Genomic DNA, 14,388 nt, shown 5'->3' with positions numbered 1-14,388 from the left:
AATCCTCAAGAGCTGCTTTGACTTAAATTAGTAAATGATTGAGGCAACAATGAGAGCATGAGCAAAAAAGTAACTGCCACTCACCCACAAATAGGCGTGTTTCATCGGTTTTCGATAACCGTGTATCGCGTATGCCAGCGCCGAATAGATCAAAACTAAGGTTCCGCTAAAGCCGATAGCATTGGCGTAACTCGGCACTTGTAACCAAACTTCACCGGCTGCCCAAGCAAGTTGAACCAGCATCATCCCCATGATCACAACAGGGAATACCAGAGAGTCGAGTTGAGGCAGCAACAAAAAGAACGCCACGATACTCGCTGCAAGCAGCAGGGCCAACAGCCACCAGACAATCTCACCATTAAGCTGCACCCAAAATGACTTGCTGTAGCATACCTGGGCAACCAGATAAGCCGTAAAATAGATTAGCTTACGAGTTTTAAACGAGTGCAGCGTATCTGCCACCATAGACACAATAAGCCCACCCGCAATCCAGTAGGTATATGTTGCGGATGCACCTTGAGTTAACACCAACACAAGAAGAAGTAGCAGAGTAAAGATTTTAAACACGAGGGATTGTGTCGGGTTAGCTTGCTTTGCTCCCAACACGGAATACACACCTGATAGCCCTATCGCCAGCCAACTCCACATGCAGTATACACCTTTTACTTAAACTCGCCGCTAGTCTAGGTAGACCAGTTTTGATGTAAAGACACAATCTACGAAAGTTGGATCTCGCTAGCGATTCGAAACATTTTGTAACCCTCAGCCTACGTAATAATAAAGCCGATGAGCCTGAATGATGCCACTAAACATTGGGGCCAAGCTTTGCTCATCAGCCGAACCCATCAAATCACACGACACAATAACCAGCGCTTTCTAAAACTATTTAACTGAAAAACAGATAAGTGCTCCAGGTAAGCCGCCATTTCACAAACTGACGATTAAACCACCAGGATGTATGTAATGCAGGCAACAAGAATAAATAACAGACACAAAATAGAAAATAGTCTTAGTAGCGCTCTAAGAGAGGAGGAACTACTGATGATTAGGGGTAAAAACTAAGAAAACTGACCTTAATTCAGTAAAAAAAAACATCAGACAAGAAAAGTAAGTCAATGATAAATAAAATCATAATTTCAATAACAGATAAAAGTGCGGACTTCATAAACCATAAAATCACAAAACACTTTTGAAGCCCAGATTTTCTCATAAGGTAAGAAAATCTCACTCCATGCTTTCGATTTGACGATGTAACCTCATAGCACATTTTTTAATTTTCTCAATTTTTGAGAAATACAGACAAAATAAAGACCCAACATACCATTCGAAACAAAAAACAATTACAAAGCCAACCCCACAAACCATTTAACACTATAAAATCAAACACTTAAAATCCAAAAGGATAAAAACAAAACAATGTGAACACTTTAAATACAGGACAAAAAACATAGTTTCATTAGTCAGAATCACGTAAAACCAGACAAGTTAAGTGTGATTTTTGAAAAGATTAACGAGCATATGTTGATCAAACCCCAAAAACAGTGCTATATTAAATTCATCGAGTTCATCAAAGATTAAGGGGTAGTGTTATGATTTCATCTTCTCAAAAACAAGGGCTGGTTATGATTGCAGTGGTTGTGGGTTTAATGACACTGCCAATGATGTACTAACCCAATGATTTAAAATAAAAAAGGACGCAAATGCGTCCTTTTTTATTTATCTGTATAGCTCTACTGAATGTGCTTAGACAAAATATCCCAGTGCATATAGTAGAAACCAAGAGCGGCCAGCGTAATCAACGTCATTAGCAAAATTGCTGTACGCCAAATAAAGCGAGAGCTTCTTGGTGTCAGCTCTTTTTCACAAGCATCACATGCCGCCATAAAGCCTTTACGATCATCCAGCTTGTAATCGTCTTCGTGCACCACTTTATTACGCACTGTCGCGATGAATCGAAGCTTTGCTATCACGTCATGCGGTAAACGTTCTTCACAACTATTAATAAGTTGGTGCAACCCTTTCCCTTCTGCATGGTACTGAGTACGCAAAAGTTTTTCGATCGTTCGGGTACGCATGACTACTTTTTCAATATCTGACATCGTAACCCTCCTTACCAGACCCTTCCTATGTTCATTATTTTTATTCTTCTATAAATTTAGAGCTTTTTCGAGCCGTTAAGTGCAATTTTACTTTCAATTTGTGCCCTTGAGCGCATATAGCCAGACAAGTGAAAGCTGCTTAGTTCAGCTTTAGTGACGTAGCTTGCAGATGAAGCAACGATTTCATCGTGCATCATTAAGATAAATCGTGAAGTGCGCCGAATAATCTCCATATCCCTTTCATTAGATTATGAATAAGTTACCTCAACTCATCGTTTCGTCAGCGAGTTCTGTAGAATGGGACCCGATAAAACATTGGAGGTTAATATGCCAATCTCACTTATTGTCGCCCTATTCGCCCTTATTGCCTTGGGCGCGTGGGTGTTTTTCCGTTTTTATAGTAAGCACTATGTGGGCGAAGACGCTCCAGAGCAAAGCGCGCAGGTAACGGTTTTAGATAAACAAGCGATAGACATACCAAACGCACCACCAGGTCAAGACGATCAAGAGTATTGGATTTACGTTCAACGTGGTTCTATCGGTCCAAAGCGTGAATTCCAAATTGGAGTGCATTACTACCATGCACTCAACCCTGGAGATAAGGGAACACTGACCTATCGCGGCAACAAGTTCCTTCACTTCGCTATCAAACGTTAAGGCAGTAACCAACGAGTCTTGGCAGAACGAGAAAAGAGATCGCTCATCGCCAAGGCTCCAGCTCCACTTAGAACGATCCAGACTGGAATCACCCACGCAGGATGTCCTGTGTACCAACCGAACTCTTTCATCGGCCATAAGAAAATAGGGTGAAGTAAGTAAATCCCCAAGCTGTGCTGACTGATCACACTGACCACTTTTTGTACTTTAGGTGATAAGCCTTCACCAAAGTAACGCCCGATCATAAAAATCATCGAAGCCGCTAGAATCACATTCAGTGTTTTATAAGAGAGCCAGCGCCCAACCGTATACTTCTCCGCCTCTAAGCTATTTGTCACAACCATCGTAAAGGTCACTGCCAACGCCACGAGTCCTAGCCCAACAAATAAGGTCACCATAGAGCGATTCGAAGGTACCTTTTGAAATAATACATACCCCAGTGGAAGGTAACCCATATAAAGCCACATCTGATTACTCCAAGGGCCATCAATCTTGAACAAGAACAGTGTGCTGGTGAAAAGCCAAAATGCGAGATAGGTATACAAGACGTTGTCATCCACGTTGCGTACCATCCATTGAAACAGCGGAATCACAAAATACAGTGGTATAAAGTAATAGAAAAAGCCGAGATGGTAATACGTTGCGTGGAATGGGCTATTGCTTAATACCTCTTTTACGGTTTCAAAATCAAAGCCTTGAGAAGTCCAACCTGAAAGGTATGCATAAAACATCGACCAAATAAGAAATGGAACTAAAACTTTGCCCAAACGCCTTTTGATATAATACTTACCGTCAAATGGTCGAGTGTCACTGAGCATTAGCGCTCCGGTGATCAAAATAAAAACTGGCACTGCCCAGCGGGTTACGCTATTCACGCCTACCGCTGTCAGCCATTGGTCAAATGGAATCACTCCTAACTCATTTCGATACGGTGCCAAGACGTGAATGGCGATCACTGCTACCGCTGCGAAGCAGCGCAATAAATCAAAAAACAGAACCCTTTCTCTCATACCTTTCCCTACTTTGAGTCGCTTATCGTTTATAGCATAGGGTAAATCTCAACCAGTGAAATAGTTAACAATCTGTTTTTGCTTATTTTTAACTCAACAATGACCTACAACGGGGATTTCATCACCACTCTAATCACTTAACGAGAACCAAAAACCAAGCATCAGTATTCACTCTCGATGCCAAACCGAAACAATCTGATTACAGCAAACGGCGCATAAGAAACAAAAATGGCTCCGATTTGGAGCCATTTATACCATCTACAGATAGCGATACTGGGGGTAGTTACGCAGTAGCAACATTAGCTTTTGGCAACTTAATTGAAATCAGCGTCGTCAGTGCCAAGAAAGCAAAAGAAACCCATAAGCACGCTGCAAGACCAGCCTCTTGGTAGATCCAACCCGATAATACCGTGCCAATCAAACGTCCCATCGCATTGGCCATGTAGTAAAAACCGACATCCAACGAGACGCCATCGCCTTTAGCGTAGCTCACTATCAAGTACGAGTGCAGCGAAGAGTTAATGGCAAACACAGCGCCAAAAATCATCAAACCTACCACAATCACCAGTTCAGGCTGCCAACCGATTTGCACACCATAAGCAATACCAGCCGTAATTAACGCTAGGATTCCTGCCCACACCAATGCTGCACTACCATCAGGCACACGACCTTGCGCTTTGCCAGTAATACGCGGCGCAAAGCCTTGCACAAACCCATAAGCAATGACCCACGCTGCGAGAAAGCTACCAACCCACAAGTGATCCCAGCCAAACACGCTACCAAGATAAATAGGCAGAGCAACGACAAACCACACATCACGAGCACCAAACAAGAACATGCGTGCTGCGGATAAAATGTTTATCGATTCAGACTTGGAGAATATTTGGCGAAACTTAGGTTTACTCTTTGCTTTACCCATGTCCGCTTCTAGCCAGATCATGCTGCAAACAAACACTAATGTAAGTACACCCGCCATAATAAACATCGAGTTTTGAAAACCCACCCAAGACAGCAGCAAGCCACCAACAAAAAAGCCCGCTCCTTTGAGTGCATTCTTCGAGCCAGTCAAAATCGCTACCCATTTGTAGAGCGCACCTTGCTGCTCGTCTGGTACTAGCGTTTTAATCGCGCTCTTAGCACTCATTTTGTTCAGATCTTTGGCAATCCCCGACAGAGCTTGCGCTGCCATCACCCAAGGAATGGTCAGCCATGCATTTGGTACTGCGAGCATCAGCAACGCAAACACTTGCATCGCTAAACCAATGTTCATGGTTTTATTTAGGCCTAACCTTGCGCCCAACCAACCACCAACCAGGTTTGTCACCACACCAAAAAATTCATAGAAAAGAAACAGTGAGGCAATAGCTAACGTGGAATAACCTAAGTCATGAAAATAGAGCACCACCAGCATACGCAGTGCGCCATCGGTCACCGTAAAGTTCCAATAGTTAAACGTCACTAACATGTACTGACGAATACTTTTGCTTAATTGAGAAATCATATTGACCTCATATGTACAGCGATAGAAGCATTTAGATCATCATGTTCTAAATACTTCCTAACCTGTACAGCAACATTGACCAATACAATGTTGCTGTGATTTTCAAAAAATGCCCCAACATCAATAAAAAGCAAAATACACCTTAAAAACAATGTATTAGTTAATATTAATGGCTTTTTTTGTAAACAGTCGTATCCTGAAGAAGCTCGAATTTAGCTTTTGGATCATAATGAACCAAAAGCTATTTAAGCTGATCAAGCGTCTTGAGCCACGCGTTCGATGTACTCAACTTGCACAGGTTTTGTAAATGCACCAGGGCGCAATGCCTGCACTTCTCGCACGATATCTTCTAACTGCCATTCCTTTTCTAGGAGTAGGTGAGCAGCGAACAAACCTGTGCGCCCTGAACCACCCATGCAATGCATCGCAACTTTGCCACCTTGAGCAAGAATCGCGTGCAGTTCCGGACTGGCTTGTTGCCACTTCGTCGCAAATTCTTCATTTGGTGCGCAGTCGTCTTCAATCTCGATCTGGAACCATTTCATTCCCAGTTGCTGAGTGGCTTCACCCAATGCAGAGACATTCTTCGCAGCTAATTCACTATCATCTAGTGCAGTAACGACCGCTTGAACACCCTGCTCTTTCAACTGTTCTAACGACGCATGCAAATCGACACCTTTCGTTCCTGGGCACGGTGTTAAGATTAAAGCACCGGAGTCCAAATCTAATTGCCATGTAGGATGAGACATTGTGACCCCCTTTTAAGCCAAACCAACGTTACGAACCAGCTCTGCTGTGCGCGTTGCATAACCCATTTCGTTATCGTACCAAGCGTAAATCTTAACCATACGAGAACCCACAACCATGGTTGATTGCGCATCAACGATGGTTGAACGTTGGTCGCCTTTATAATCGATAGAAACTAAAGGACGCTCTTCGAAGCCAAGGATGCCTTTCAAATCACCTTCAGATGCTTCTTTTAACAGTGCATTCACTTCTTCTGCTGTGGTATCACGCTTCACATCAAAAATGATGTCTGTTAACGATGCGTTTGCTAGAGGTACGCGAACCGCATGACCATTAATTTTGTCTTTTAATTCTGGGAAAATTTCGACAATCGCCTTCGCGCTACCCGTCGTAGTCGGGATAAGGCTCATGCCGCATGCTCTTGCACGGCGTAGATCTTTGTGTGGCGCATCTAAAATAGTTTGCGTATTCGTCAGGTCGTGAATGGTCGTAAAAGAAGATTGTTCGATACCCAATTTCTCATGAATGACTTTAACCACAGGTGCGATACAGTTAGTCGTACACGAAGCTGCTGTCACGATACGATGTTTTTCAGGGTCGAAAATATGGTCGTTCACGCCCACCACAATGTTCGCGATACCTTCTTCTTTCACAGGTGCGCTTACCACGACACGTTTCACGCCTTGCTCTAGGTATTTATTTAGGAATGATGTTTTGCGATGTACGCCTGTCGCTTCAATCACAACATCACAATCAGACCAGTTCACCGCATCGATATCGCGTTGTTGAGTCGTGGCGACACGCTTGCCGTTGATGACGAGCTCACTGCCTTCGACCTGAACTCCATGATGCCAACGACCTTGCACTGAATCGAATTCTAATAAGTGACCAAGCGTAGCGGCGTCACCTGCGACATCGTTGATTAACACAAACTCCAATTCTGGCCAATCAAATGCCGCTCGCAGCGCTAAGCGACCAATTCGGCCAAAGCCATTAATTCCTACTTTAATTGTCATAGTTTTACCTTTTAATCTTCTACCTTGAATCTCTATTCGCTGTTAACAGCAAGCCTCACGACTTTTATCGTGTAAGCGTGTGATGTCGTCTTGGTATTCCTGCTTCAAACAGTTTGATGCCACTAAGTCTTCAATTAACTTTCGCATCCAACCTGGTAATTGCTGTGATAACTCGTAATACACCCATTGCCCTTGGCGTTTATCCACCAAGATGCCACTGGATCGTAACTGAGCAAGATGACGAGAAACTTTCGGCTGGCTCTCTTGTAGAGCAAACGCCAAATCGCCAACGCAAGTTTCACCTTCACGGGCCACGAGCATTAAACAACGTACGCGTGTTTCATCGGATAACAGCTTAAAAAACTGATGTGGAAGCATAATGAACATACCTATATATGGATATACGTATATGTTTATTTAATTAAGATATATCGTCAAGAGGAAACCGTCCATCGTCATAAAAGTTTCACATCTAACGAACAGCTTGATTGTAAAGAGAGAGATTCAAAAAGATAAAAGATAAGACAAGAAATTATGCAGTCGCGATGCTTTGACTCCAGCGAGCCGCTTCACCTAAGGAGAGCTTCACTTCCTCTAAAGGCAACCCCAATTGCATCGTGATTTTTTCAACCCCTGACCAATCGGCACGCTCGTAGCACTCTTCGAGGGAAATAAGTGCACCATAAACCCCTTTGCGATGTAATAGCGCTTGTTGTACTGAATGACTAAGCGGTAACTGCCTAACTAAAGATTCCACCGAAAGATCCAGCAGCGCATCTAGAATCGACAGCAAACCAACCATGAAACCTTGCTCGTTGAGGTGAGAGAATGGCTGATAGCGCGACATCAATTGGCAAAATTGAGCTCGTTGCAATGAAAGGTGATACAGCTCTCGAGGCTTGTTACTGGAGATATACGATGCCACAACCAAAGAGACAAACTGCTTAAGGTTATCCTGGCCAAGATAAATCAATGCCTGACGAAAAGAGCTGATTTCGACAGCCAAATTCGGCGCTTGCGTATTTACAAAACGCAATAATTTATATGACAACGCGACATCTTGCGTAATGATGGACTCGATACGAGTAAAGTCAGGCTCAGGAGCACAAACTTCACGAAACAGTTGCAATGCCAACACTTGCTCAGGACTGACGTATTTAGTCTGCGAGACGAGTGGCTTGCTAAAAAAATAACCTTGGAAAAATTTAAAGCCAGCCGCTTTCGCTTGCTCAAACTCTTCTGCGGTTTCAACACGTTCTGCTAAAAAGTGGTATTTGACGCGTTTGGCAAGGTGTGTTTTGACCAGTTCACAGGCCTTTTCGAGCCCCATCGCCATAATGTCGAGCTTCACAATATGCACATATGGCAAAAAACGACGCCATTCTGGTGTTAGGGTGAAGTCATCCAAAGCGATCAAGTAACCTTCTCGATAAAACTCACGAATCGCATCAAGAAGCTCATCCGTAGGTTGGCACGTTTCCAACACTTCGATGACAATTTTGTTTTTCGGCAAACTGCGCGGCAAACGTCGCACCAAGCTTTGATGAGGAAAGTTAATAAAGCATCTTGAAGAGGCAATCACTGGGTTAGTACCCAGTGATAGGAAGTTTTCGACGATCAGTCGGTATGTCGCTCGATTTGAATCAATATGTGAAGGGTATGCGTTACTCTCCCCGTCTCGAAACAACAATTCATAACCCAGCGTCTGTCTTTTTCGGTTAAAGATCGGCTGGCGAGCGACATACGTTGTATTCATGCTAAAGAAGGACCTATAAATGGCTTATGACTTTGCAGCTGCTAATAATGCACCACAACCCATGAACATTGAACCGAATACTTTGTTTATTTTTCCCATGATTTTATCGGAGCGAATAAAGCGTCCCATTTGTGCTGCCAAGCTCGTGTAACCCAACATTACACACGCATCAATCACGACCGTAGTGACGCCAAGCACCAACAGTTGCGTGATTTGGTCTTTTGCCGGGTCAATAAACTGCGGGAACAACGCCACCAGAAAAACAATCGATTTAGGGTTGGTGAGGTTAATCAACACTGCCTTGTACAACAGCGCCGTGCCTGACATCTCGTTGTGGTTTTCAGCTGCGACTAAGCTTGATGTGTCGCGCCATTTCTGAACCCCCAGCCAAACCAGATAAGCGGCACCAACCCATTTAATGACAGAAAATGCGGTTGCTGACTGCGCGACAAGCGCACCAATACCCGCCCCCACCAGCGCGATGTGGATAACTAAACCAATTTGTAAGCCAATAATGGCACCCAGTGATTTACGGGTACCGTAACTCAAACCATTACTGATTGAGTTCACCGTGCCAGAGCCCGGAGCCAAACTAAAAACGATTGCTGTTACTACATAAGCTAACCAGACATGGGTATCCATTGCATTTCCTCACTAATTCTTCGATGATACATCGCGTAAACAACGTATCTTCAGGTAATCAACTAATGGCGACTAACCATTCACCTTTGACTTATACTCAAGAGACATTATTTGAGCAAGCAATTGGTGGTCCGATCGCAGCACTTTGGCAAACTCGCCAAGAGGGCTTTGTTAAAGGGACTGAGAAAAAGAACATTTACTGGTGCAAGCTAACCAACCCAGAGCATAAAAAAGCCGTGCTCATCGTAAATGGACGCATTGAGTCTTCCTGGAAATACCAAGAGCTGTTTTACGATCTCTACCGCCAAGGTTTCGATGTCTATTCCTTTGACCACCGCGGTCAAGGTTTATCAGATCGTTTATTATCTGACTCAGATATGGGTCACGTCTATGACTTTACTGATTATATTGATGATATGGACATCGTCGTAAAAAAACACGACCTTAGCGAATATCAACAATGCTTCATCATCGCGCACTCTATGGGCGGCGCGATCGCCACACGTTACCTGCAAACTCACCCAGAACACCCTTTTACTGGTTTGATTCTAAGTGCGCCCATGTTTGGCATTAACCTGCCATGGTACCTATCACCAATAGCGATTCCGGTCACACAAATTATGTCAGCGGTATCGACTTTGCCACGCTATGCACCAGGACATCAGGCCTACTTCCCTAAGCCCTTTGAAGATAACCCACTTAGCCAAAGTTACGGCCGCTACCAATGGTTCCGAAACCTATATACGGAAAAACCGGAACTGCAAGTCGGTGGGCCAAGCACTCGCTGGGTTTGGCAAGGGCTCATGGCCGCTAAGCAGTGCTTTTTATTAACTCGCCAAGTCAAAATACCAGTAATCCTAATCCAAGCCGGAAACGATCGGATTGTTAGCAACCTCGCGCAAAAGCGTTTTATTGATAAATTGCGGAAAACCAACCCGCACGCGGAGCTGCTTTCCATCGAAGGCGCACAGCATGAAATCTTATTCGAGACCGACAAGTATCGTAATCAAGCGCTCGATGCGATTTTCCGCTTTATGAATGACCCTAAATCGCCATCAAACGAACAAGCACAATAAGAACTCTAGGCGACCATTTCACGACTAAGATTAAAGAGGAAATGTCTACACATCGATTTACCCTCTTTTTCATCCTCATTTTGGCGTACACTGCTTGAACTTGGCTACTTTGACACTGTGTTTAACCGCATAGTGCTACGGGCCCAAGTTCCCCCGCATTCGGAGCAGTACGATCTAGTCAGTCTGCTGTACTCCGTTTGCAATTCACCTGTTCCACACTATCCAAACCGTTTACGAGGACTTCATGAGCACATCGCTACCTTGCAAAGAGATCACCAAAATCGTTGCCTCTGATCTGGATGGCACGTTACTCGCACCAAACCATCAGCTCAGTGCTTACTCAAAAGAGACGCTAAAAGCGCTGCATGAAAAGGGTTATACCTTTGTCTTTGCAACCGGCCGTCACCACGTAGACGTTGCGAGCATCCGTCGCCAAGTTGGCATTCCAGCTTATATGATCACGTCGAATGGTGCCCGAGTGCATGACCAGGAAGATCAGCTAATGTACAGCGAGAATGTCCCTGCGGAACTGGTACAAGGCGTGATCGACACGATCAAACATGATCAAGAAATACTTATTCACATGTATCAAAATGATAGCTGGTTGATGAACAAGGATGATGAAACGTTACGTGACTTCCACGATGAATTCACTTACGTCTTATTTGATGAAGACCACGCCCCAACTGACGGTATTGCGAAAGTTTTCTTCACGCATCCAGGAGAAGACCACGAACGTTTGGTCGTATTTGAAAACAAACTACGTGAGCAGTTTGGTGATAAGCTGAACATCGCATTTTCAACGCCTTGGTGTTTGGAAGTAATGAGCGCTGGCGTGTCTAAAGGTCATGCTCTTGAAGCGGTAGCGAAAAAACTCGACCTCACGTTAGAAAACTGCGTAGCATTTGGTGATGGCATGAATGACGTAGAAATGCTGTCGATGGCAGGTAAAGGGCTAGTTATGGGTACATCACACGAAAAAGTGATGAAAGCTCTACCAAATAATGAAGTAATTGGCAGCAATGCAGAAGATGCGGTTGCACACTACCTACAAGAACACTTGCTGTAAGCTTCAATACTCCAAATAATGAAGGGCTGCACATTCGCAGCCCTTCTCTTTTATCGCTGACTTGGCAGCTTCTCTTTGCCAAGAATCGCGTCCCATTCTTCTTCTGTCACGGGCATAATCGACAAGCGATTTCCACGTTTCACCAACGGCATGTTCTCAAGTTCTGGCATCGCTTTCATCACCGACAACGGAATCACTCGCGCCGTTTTACGTACAAACTCGACATCCACCATAATCCAACGCGGGTTGTCTGGGTCTGACTTTGGATCGTAATAATCGCTTTCGGGATCGAATTGGAAATGATCGGGATAGGCTTCTCTCACAACTTTAGCAATACCTGCCACGCCAACATGTTTACAAGAAGAGTGGTAAATCAGGACTAAATCGCCCACCTTCACTTGGTCACGCATCATATTGCGCGCCTGATAATTACGAACTCCCTCCCAACATGAAACCTTTTGGGTTCGAAGCGTGTCAATAGAAAAGGTATCTGGTTCAGTTTTAAATAACCAATATGCCATAATGCCATCCGATGCCGATTGAGTAACAATAATGAGGAAGATATAACATGAAGGCTTTGAAAAACCCAGTGGCGCTTGCCACCCTGCTGGTTCTGCAAGCATGTAGTTCACAGTCGCCACAATCTGGTGCCGCTGACCTAACCTCTCCACCAGCAACCTTAGATAAGCCTGAAACCATTCAACCTCAAACTTTTATGCTACGCGGAAAAGTGATCGTCGGTCACGAGAGCCAATACATCATGCCTTGTGGCAGCGACAAGCAATATTGGTTGCAACTATCACCACAGCAAATGCAACGAGCAATTCAGTTAAATAACGAGCCTTACCAGACTATGTATGGCGAGGTTATCGGCCACCTCAACCCACCGGGCATCGATGGGTTTTCTGCTGATTTCGATGCTAACTTTGTCGTGGAACAAGTGAACTTCCTCACAACGGAAAATCCAAACCGTTGTCAGCAACCAAACAAACCAACTCGCGTGTTTGGTAATGAGCCTTCTTGGTCGGCAAGCTTTGAGGCTAATGGACTAACATTCCAGCAAATCGGCAAACAAACCACAAAATTAGCGATTAAAAGCAGTCAGCTTCAACCTCGCCAGCGCACTTATCAACTACAAGATGGTGAGCTTCGCTTAACAGAAAACCTCTGCTCAGACACAATGAGCGATTCTTTGTATGGCTGGAAAGCAACACTAAAACATGATGGCGAGACGTATCAAGGTTGTGGTATGGCTGCAAACGTCGATGCAACGCTTGGCTGGGCTAATACCTATGTCGCGACCTCAACTCAATCACAAGGTTTTGAAGTACAAATGACCTTAAACCCAGACCACAGCGCCACAACAAAATACCGTTACGCCAATGGACAAGCACCATTAATCGAGCGTGGTTACTGGCAACAGTTAAGTCCGTCTCAGGTTCAAGTTGTCATGACGCATCATCAACAGCAAAGGCTAATGTCAGAGCGACTGTTTACTCGAGAAGGCAATCAACTCAAAGCGACCAAAGAAAAAGTCGGTAACTTGGTATACCCAATCGCCGATGGTGGTTTAGTCCTTTATCCTGCCACCGTTCGTGATGAAGGCATCATGCAACCAGCCGAAAAACGCACCAACAACCCCATCGGTAGTGCTGACGTCCCTTCTAGTGCAGAGTTTGATTCAAAAGTAGATGCCGCGGTGCGCAACTACTTCTTTATCCATCAAACCACCCCCAACAATAACCAATACCGTTGGCTAACTTACGACCTCAACAGCGATGGTAACGAAGAGCTATTGGTACAGTTGGATTGGTGTGGTTCCGGTGGCTGTACATTGCTAATATTTGAACATAACGAAAAGGAATGGCGCTTTAATAGCCGCATTACACTAGTGCAAAGCCCGATTATGCTCGGCCAACAAACCTCTCATGGTTGGCGAGATCTGATTTTTAATGTCAGCGGTGGCGGAGCTAAAGCGGCTCAACATGTGATGCAATACACTGGGGTTAGCTACCCACTCAACCCAAGCATGGCGCCAACGGCAACGCCAAACCAAGTCAGTGGTGTGCGTCTGTTCTCTGATGGGATAAGCCCGGTGCGAGAAGGAGTTCGTCTTTAATGTCTCAACCGTGTCCAACCTGCGGTTTTCAATTCAATTGTATGTGCTCGCTAATGCCGAAACTTAACAGTGAGCACAACATCCTGCTGTTAATGCATCCGAATGAACTGAAGCGTGATACTAATACCGGCCAGCTACTAGAGCAGTGCCAACTCAGCATTGAGCGAGTAATCTGGGATCGCAAACAGCCACCAGCAGAATTGCTCACTCTATTAGCTGATCCATCGCGGTATCCGGTGTTGCTCTTCCCCTGTGAAGAAAGTATCACACTCGAACATGTGGTACTCCAAAGCCAGCAACAAACCAAAACTCCGCTGTTTATTATTTTAGATGCCACCTGGCAAGAGGCGCGCAAGATGATCAATAAGAGCCGTTGGTTAGAAGGTATCCCTACTATGGGATTATCTGCGTCGGCGGACTCACAATATCAGCTGCGACGCAACCAACAACAAGGTAATTTGTGCACGTTTGAAGTCGCTGCACATCTGCTCGGGCAACTTGGAGAACAAAACAACCAACAACAAATGCAACGCTTTTTTGCCCATTACCTCGCTTTGTTCCAAGCTGAAAAGAGTGGACACGCTCTTAAGCGGTAAACATTAAGCTCAGTAGAAGAACCAAGTAAATTACCACCTTCTAAAGAAGGTGGCTTTGTGTGAGCCCCCTAAAAGGGGGCCTTTGTTTAGTCCAGCGCCA

General features: G+C 44.6%; 16 protein-coding genes. 5 read left to right on the top strand and 11 right to left on the bottom strand.

The annotated features are described in order from the left end of the window. Window positions 1-27 precede the first annotated feature (27 nt). The 3 genes from R7M92_RS22650 to R7M92_RS22640 all read right to left on the bottom strand — a co-directional run bounded on the left by R7M92_RS22650 (window position 28) and on the right by R7M92_RS22640 (window position 2,332). Window positions 28-648: a lysoplasmalogenase gene (locus R7M92_RS22650; protein WP_005389670.1), complete on the bottom strand. Its 621-nt coding sequence runs from the start codon at window positions 646-648 to the stop codon at window positions 28-30. 1,082 nt (window positions 649-1,730) lie between these two features. Beyond that, window positions 1,731-2,099, bottom strand: a complete 369-nt coding sequence (locus tag R7M92_RS22645) for a hypothetical protein (RefSeq protein ID WP_005378717.1) — start codon at window positions 2,097-2,099, stop codon at window positions 1,731-1,733. A gap of 56 nt (window positions 2,100-2,155) precedes the next feature. After that, the gene (locus R7M92_RS22640; protein ID WP_167415536.1) at window positions 2,156-2,332 is read right to left on the bottom strand and encodes a hypothetical protein; all 177 of its coding nucleotides are present in this window, start codon (window positions 2,330-2,332) and stop codon (window positions 2,156-2,158) included. 94 nt (window positions 2,333-2,426) lie between these two features. Here R7M92_RS22640 and R7M92_RS22635 point away from each other — a divergent pair, with 94 nt between their 5' ends. After that, a complete protein-coding gene (locus tag R7M92_RS22635; protein WP_005389668.1) occupies window positions 2,427-2,756 on the top strand; it encodes a DUF2500 domain-containing protein in 330 nt (109 codons plus the stop codon). Here R7M92_RS22635 and R7M92_RS22630 read toward each other — a convergent pair. From R7M92_RS22630 to rhtB, 7 genes are all read right to left on the bottom strand, one after another. Next, a complete protein-coding gene (locus tag R7M92_RS22630; protein ID WP_318134366.1) occupies window positions 2,753-3,766 on the bottom strand; it encodes an acyltransferase in 1,014 nt (337 codons plus the stop codon). The genes R7M92_RS22635 and R7M92_RS22630 overlap by 4 nt on opposite strands. 283 nt (window positions 3,767-4,049) lie before the next feature. After that, on the bottom strand, window positions 4,050-5,267 hold the full coding sequence (gene arsJ / locus R7M92_RS22625; protein ID WP_005378722.1) for an organoarsenical effux MFS transporter ArsJ: 1,218 nt from the start codon (window positions 5,265-5,267) through the stop codon (window positions 4,050-4,052). A 254-nt stretch (window positions 5,268-5,521) separates the two neighbouring features. Beyond that, window positions 5,522-6,016: a cyclin-dependent kinase inhibitor 3 family protein gene (locus R7M92_RS22620; protein WP_005383629.1), complete on the bottom strand. Its 495-nt coding sequence runs from the start codon at window positions 6,014-6,016 to the stop codon at window positions 5,522-5,524. 12 nt (window positions 6,017-6,028) lie between these two features. Beyond that, entirely contained in the window at window positions 6,029-7,030 is a 1,002-nt protein-coding gene (locus R7M92_RS22615; RefSeq protein ID WP_005383630.1) for an ArsJ-associated glyceraldehyde-3-phosphate dehydrogenase, read from the bottom strand. A gap of 42 nt (window positions 7,031-7,072) precedes the next feature. Next, window positions 7,073-7,408, bottom strand: coding sequence for a metalloregulator ArsR/SmtB family transcription factor (locus R7M92_RS22610; RefSeq protein ID WP_005378730.1), 336 nt, complete (start codon window positions 7,406-7,408; stop codon window positions 7,073-7,075). Between the two features lie 154 nt (window positions 7,409-7,562). Then, window positions 7,563-8,786 carry an EAL and HDOD domain-containing protein gene (locus tag R7M92_RS22605; protein WP_005378731.1) on the bottom strand — a complete coding sequence of 408 codons (1,224 nt, stop codon included), beginning with the start codon at window positions 8,784-8,786 and terminating at the stop codon, window positions 7,563-7,565. Between the two features lie 24 nt (window positions 8,787-8,810). Next, entirely contained in the window at window positions 8,811-9,428 is a 618-nt protein-coding gene (gene rhtB, locus R7M92_RS22600) for a homoserine/homoserine lactone efflux protein (RefSeq protein WP_054729573.1), read from the bottom strand. 65 nt (window positions 9,429-9,493) lie between these two features. On the opposite strand from rhtB, the gene R7M92_RS22595 reads away from it, so the two are divergent. Together R7M92_RS22595 and R7M92_RS22590 are read left to right on the top strand one after the other, a co-directional pair. Beyond that, on the top strand, window positions 9,494-10,504 hold the full coding sequence (locus R7M92_RS22595; RefSeq protein WP_005378733.1) for an alpha/beta fold hydrolase: 1,011 nt from the start codon (window positions 9,494-9,496) through the stop codon (window positions 10,502-10,504). A gap of 244 nt (window positions 10,505-10,748) precedes the next feature. Continuing rightward, complete coding sequence (locus R7M92_RS22590) at window positions 10,749-11,573, top strand: Cof-type HAD-IIB family hydrolase (RefSeq protein ID WP_017636084.1); 825 nt, start codon at window positions 10,749-10,751, stop codon at window positions 11,571-11,573. Window positions 11,574-11,623: 50 nt separating this feature from the next. Here the strand turns inward: R7M92_RS22590 and R7M92_RS22585 are convergent, their stop codons facing one another. Then, window positions 11,624-12,094, bottom strand: coding sequence for an EVE domain-containing protein (locus R7M92_RS22585; protein WP_005378735.1), 471 nt, complete (start codon window positions 12,092-12,094; stop codon window positions 11,624-11,626). Window positions 12,095-12,141: 47 nt separating this feature from the next. Here R7M92_RS22585 and R7M92_RS22580 point away from each other — a divergent pair, with 47 nt between their 5' ends. Next, on the top strand, window positions 12,142-13,692 hold the full coding sequence (locus R7M92_RS22580; protein WP_318134364.1) for a hypothetical protein: 1,551 nt from the start codon (window positions 12,142-12,144) through the stop codon (window positions 13,690-13,692). After that, complete coding sequence (locus tag R7M92_RS22575) at window positions 13,692-14,288, top strand: tRNA-uridine aminocarboxypropyltransferase (protein ID WP_031780839.1); 597 nt, start codon at window positions 13,692-13,694, stop codon at window positions 14,286-14,288. Before R7M92_RS22580 ends, R7M92_RS22575 begins: the two co-directional genes overlap by 1 nt. Window positions 14,289-14,388: the final 100 nt, after the last annotated feature.

This window comes from Vibrio sp. Vb2880 (assembly GCF_033337975.1).
In the GTDB taxonomy this organism is placed as follows: Bacteria; Pseudomonadota; Gammaproteobacteria; order Enterobacterales; family Vibrionaceae; genus Vibrio; species Vibrio alginolyticus.
The sequence above is the reverse complement of the archived record's forward strand: the minus strand, read 5'-3'. Positions and strand labels throughout refer to the sequence as shown.

Bases quoted from the DNA above. Each gene is read 5' to 3' on its own strand.
- R7M92_RS22650 (WP_005389670.1), bottom strand. From the start codon at position 648: ATGTGGAGTTGGCTGGCGATAGGGCTATCAGGTGTGTATTCCGTGTTG.
- R7M92_RS22645 (WP_005378717.1), bottom strand. From the start codon at position 2,099: ATGTCAGATATTGAAAAAGTAGTCATGCGTACCCGAACGATCGAAAAA.
- R7M92_RS22640 (WP_167415536.1), bottom strand. From the start codon at position 2,332: ATGGAGATTATTCGGCGCACTTCACGATTTATCTTAATGATGCACGAT.
- R7M92_RS22635 (WP_005389668.1), top strand. From the start codon at position 2,427: ATGCCAATCTCACTTATTGTCGCCCTATTCGCCCTTATTGCCTTGGGC.
- R7M92_RS22630 (WP_318134366.1), bottom strand. From the start codon at position 3,766: ATGAGAGAAAGGGTTCTGTTTTTTGATTTATTGCGCTGCTTCGCAGCG.
- arsJ (WP_005378722.1), bottom strand. From the start codon at position 5,267: ATGATTTCTCAATTAAGCAAAAGTATTCGTCAGTACATGTTAGTGACG.
- R7M92_RS22620 (WP_005383629.1), bottom strand. From the start codon at position 6,016: ATGTCTCATCCTACATGGCAATTAGATTTGGACTCCGGTGCTTTAATC.
- R7M92_RS22615 (WP_005383630.1), bottom strand. From the start codon at position 7,030: ATGACAATTAAAGTAGGAATTAATGGCTTTGGCCGAATTGGTCGCTTA.
- R7M92_RS22610 (WP_005378730.1), bottom strand. From the start codon at position 7,408: ATGCTTCCACATCAGTTTTTTAAGCTGTTATCCGATGAAACACGCGTA.
- R7M92_RS22605 (WP_005378731.1), bottom strand. From the start codon at position 8,786: ATGAATACAACGTATGTCGCTCGCCAGCCGATCTTTAACCGAAAAAGA.
- rhtB (WP_054729573.1), bottom strand. From the start codon at position 9,428: ATGGATACCCATGTCTGGTTAGCTTATGTAGTAACAGCAATCGTTTTT.
- R7M92_RS22595 (WP_005378733.1), top strand. From the start codon at position 9,494: ATGGCGACTAACCATTCACCTTTGACTTATACTCAAGAGACATTATTT.
- R7M92_RS22590 (WP_017636084.1), top strand. From the start codon at position 10,749: ATGAGCACATCGCTACCTTGCAAAGAGATCACCAAAATCGTTGCCTCT.
- R7M92_RS22585 (WP_005378735.1), bottom strand. From the start codon at position 12,094: ATGGCATATTGGTTATTTAAAACTGAACCAGATACCTTTTCTATTGAC.
- R7M92_RS22580 (WP_318134364.1), top strand. From the start codon at position 12,142: ATGAAGGCTTTGAAAAACCCAGTGGCGCTTGCCACCCTGCTGGTTCTG.
- R7M92_RS22575 (WP_031780839.1), top strand. From the start codon at position 13,692: ATGTCTCAACCGTGTCCAACCTGCGGTTTTCAATTCAATTGTATGTGC.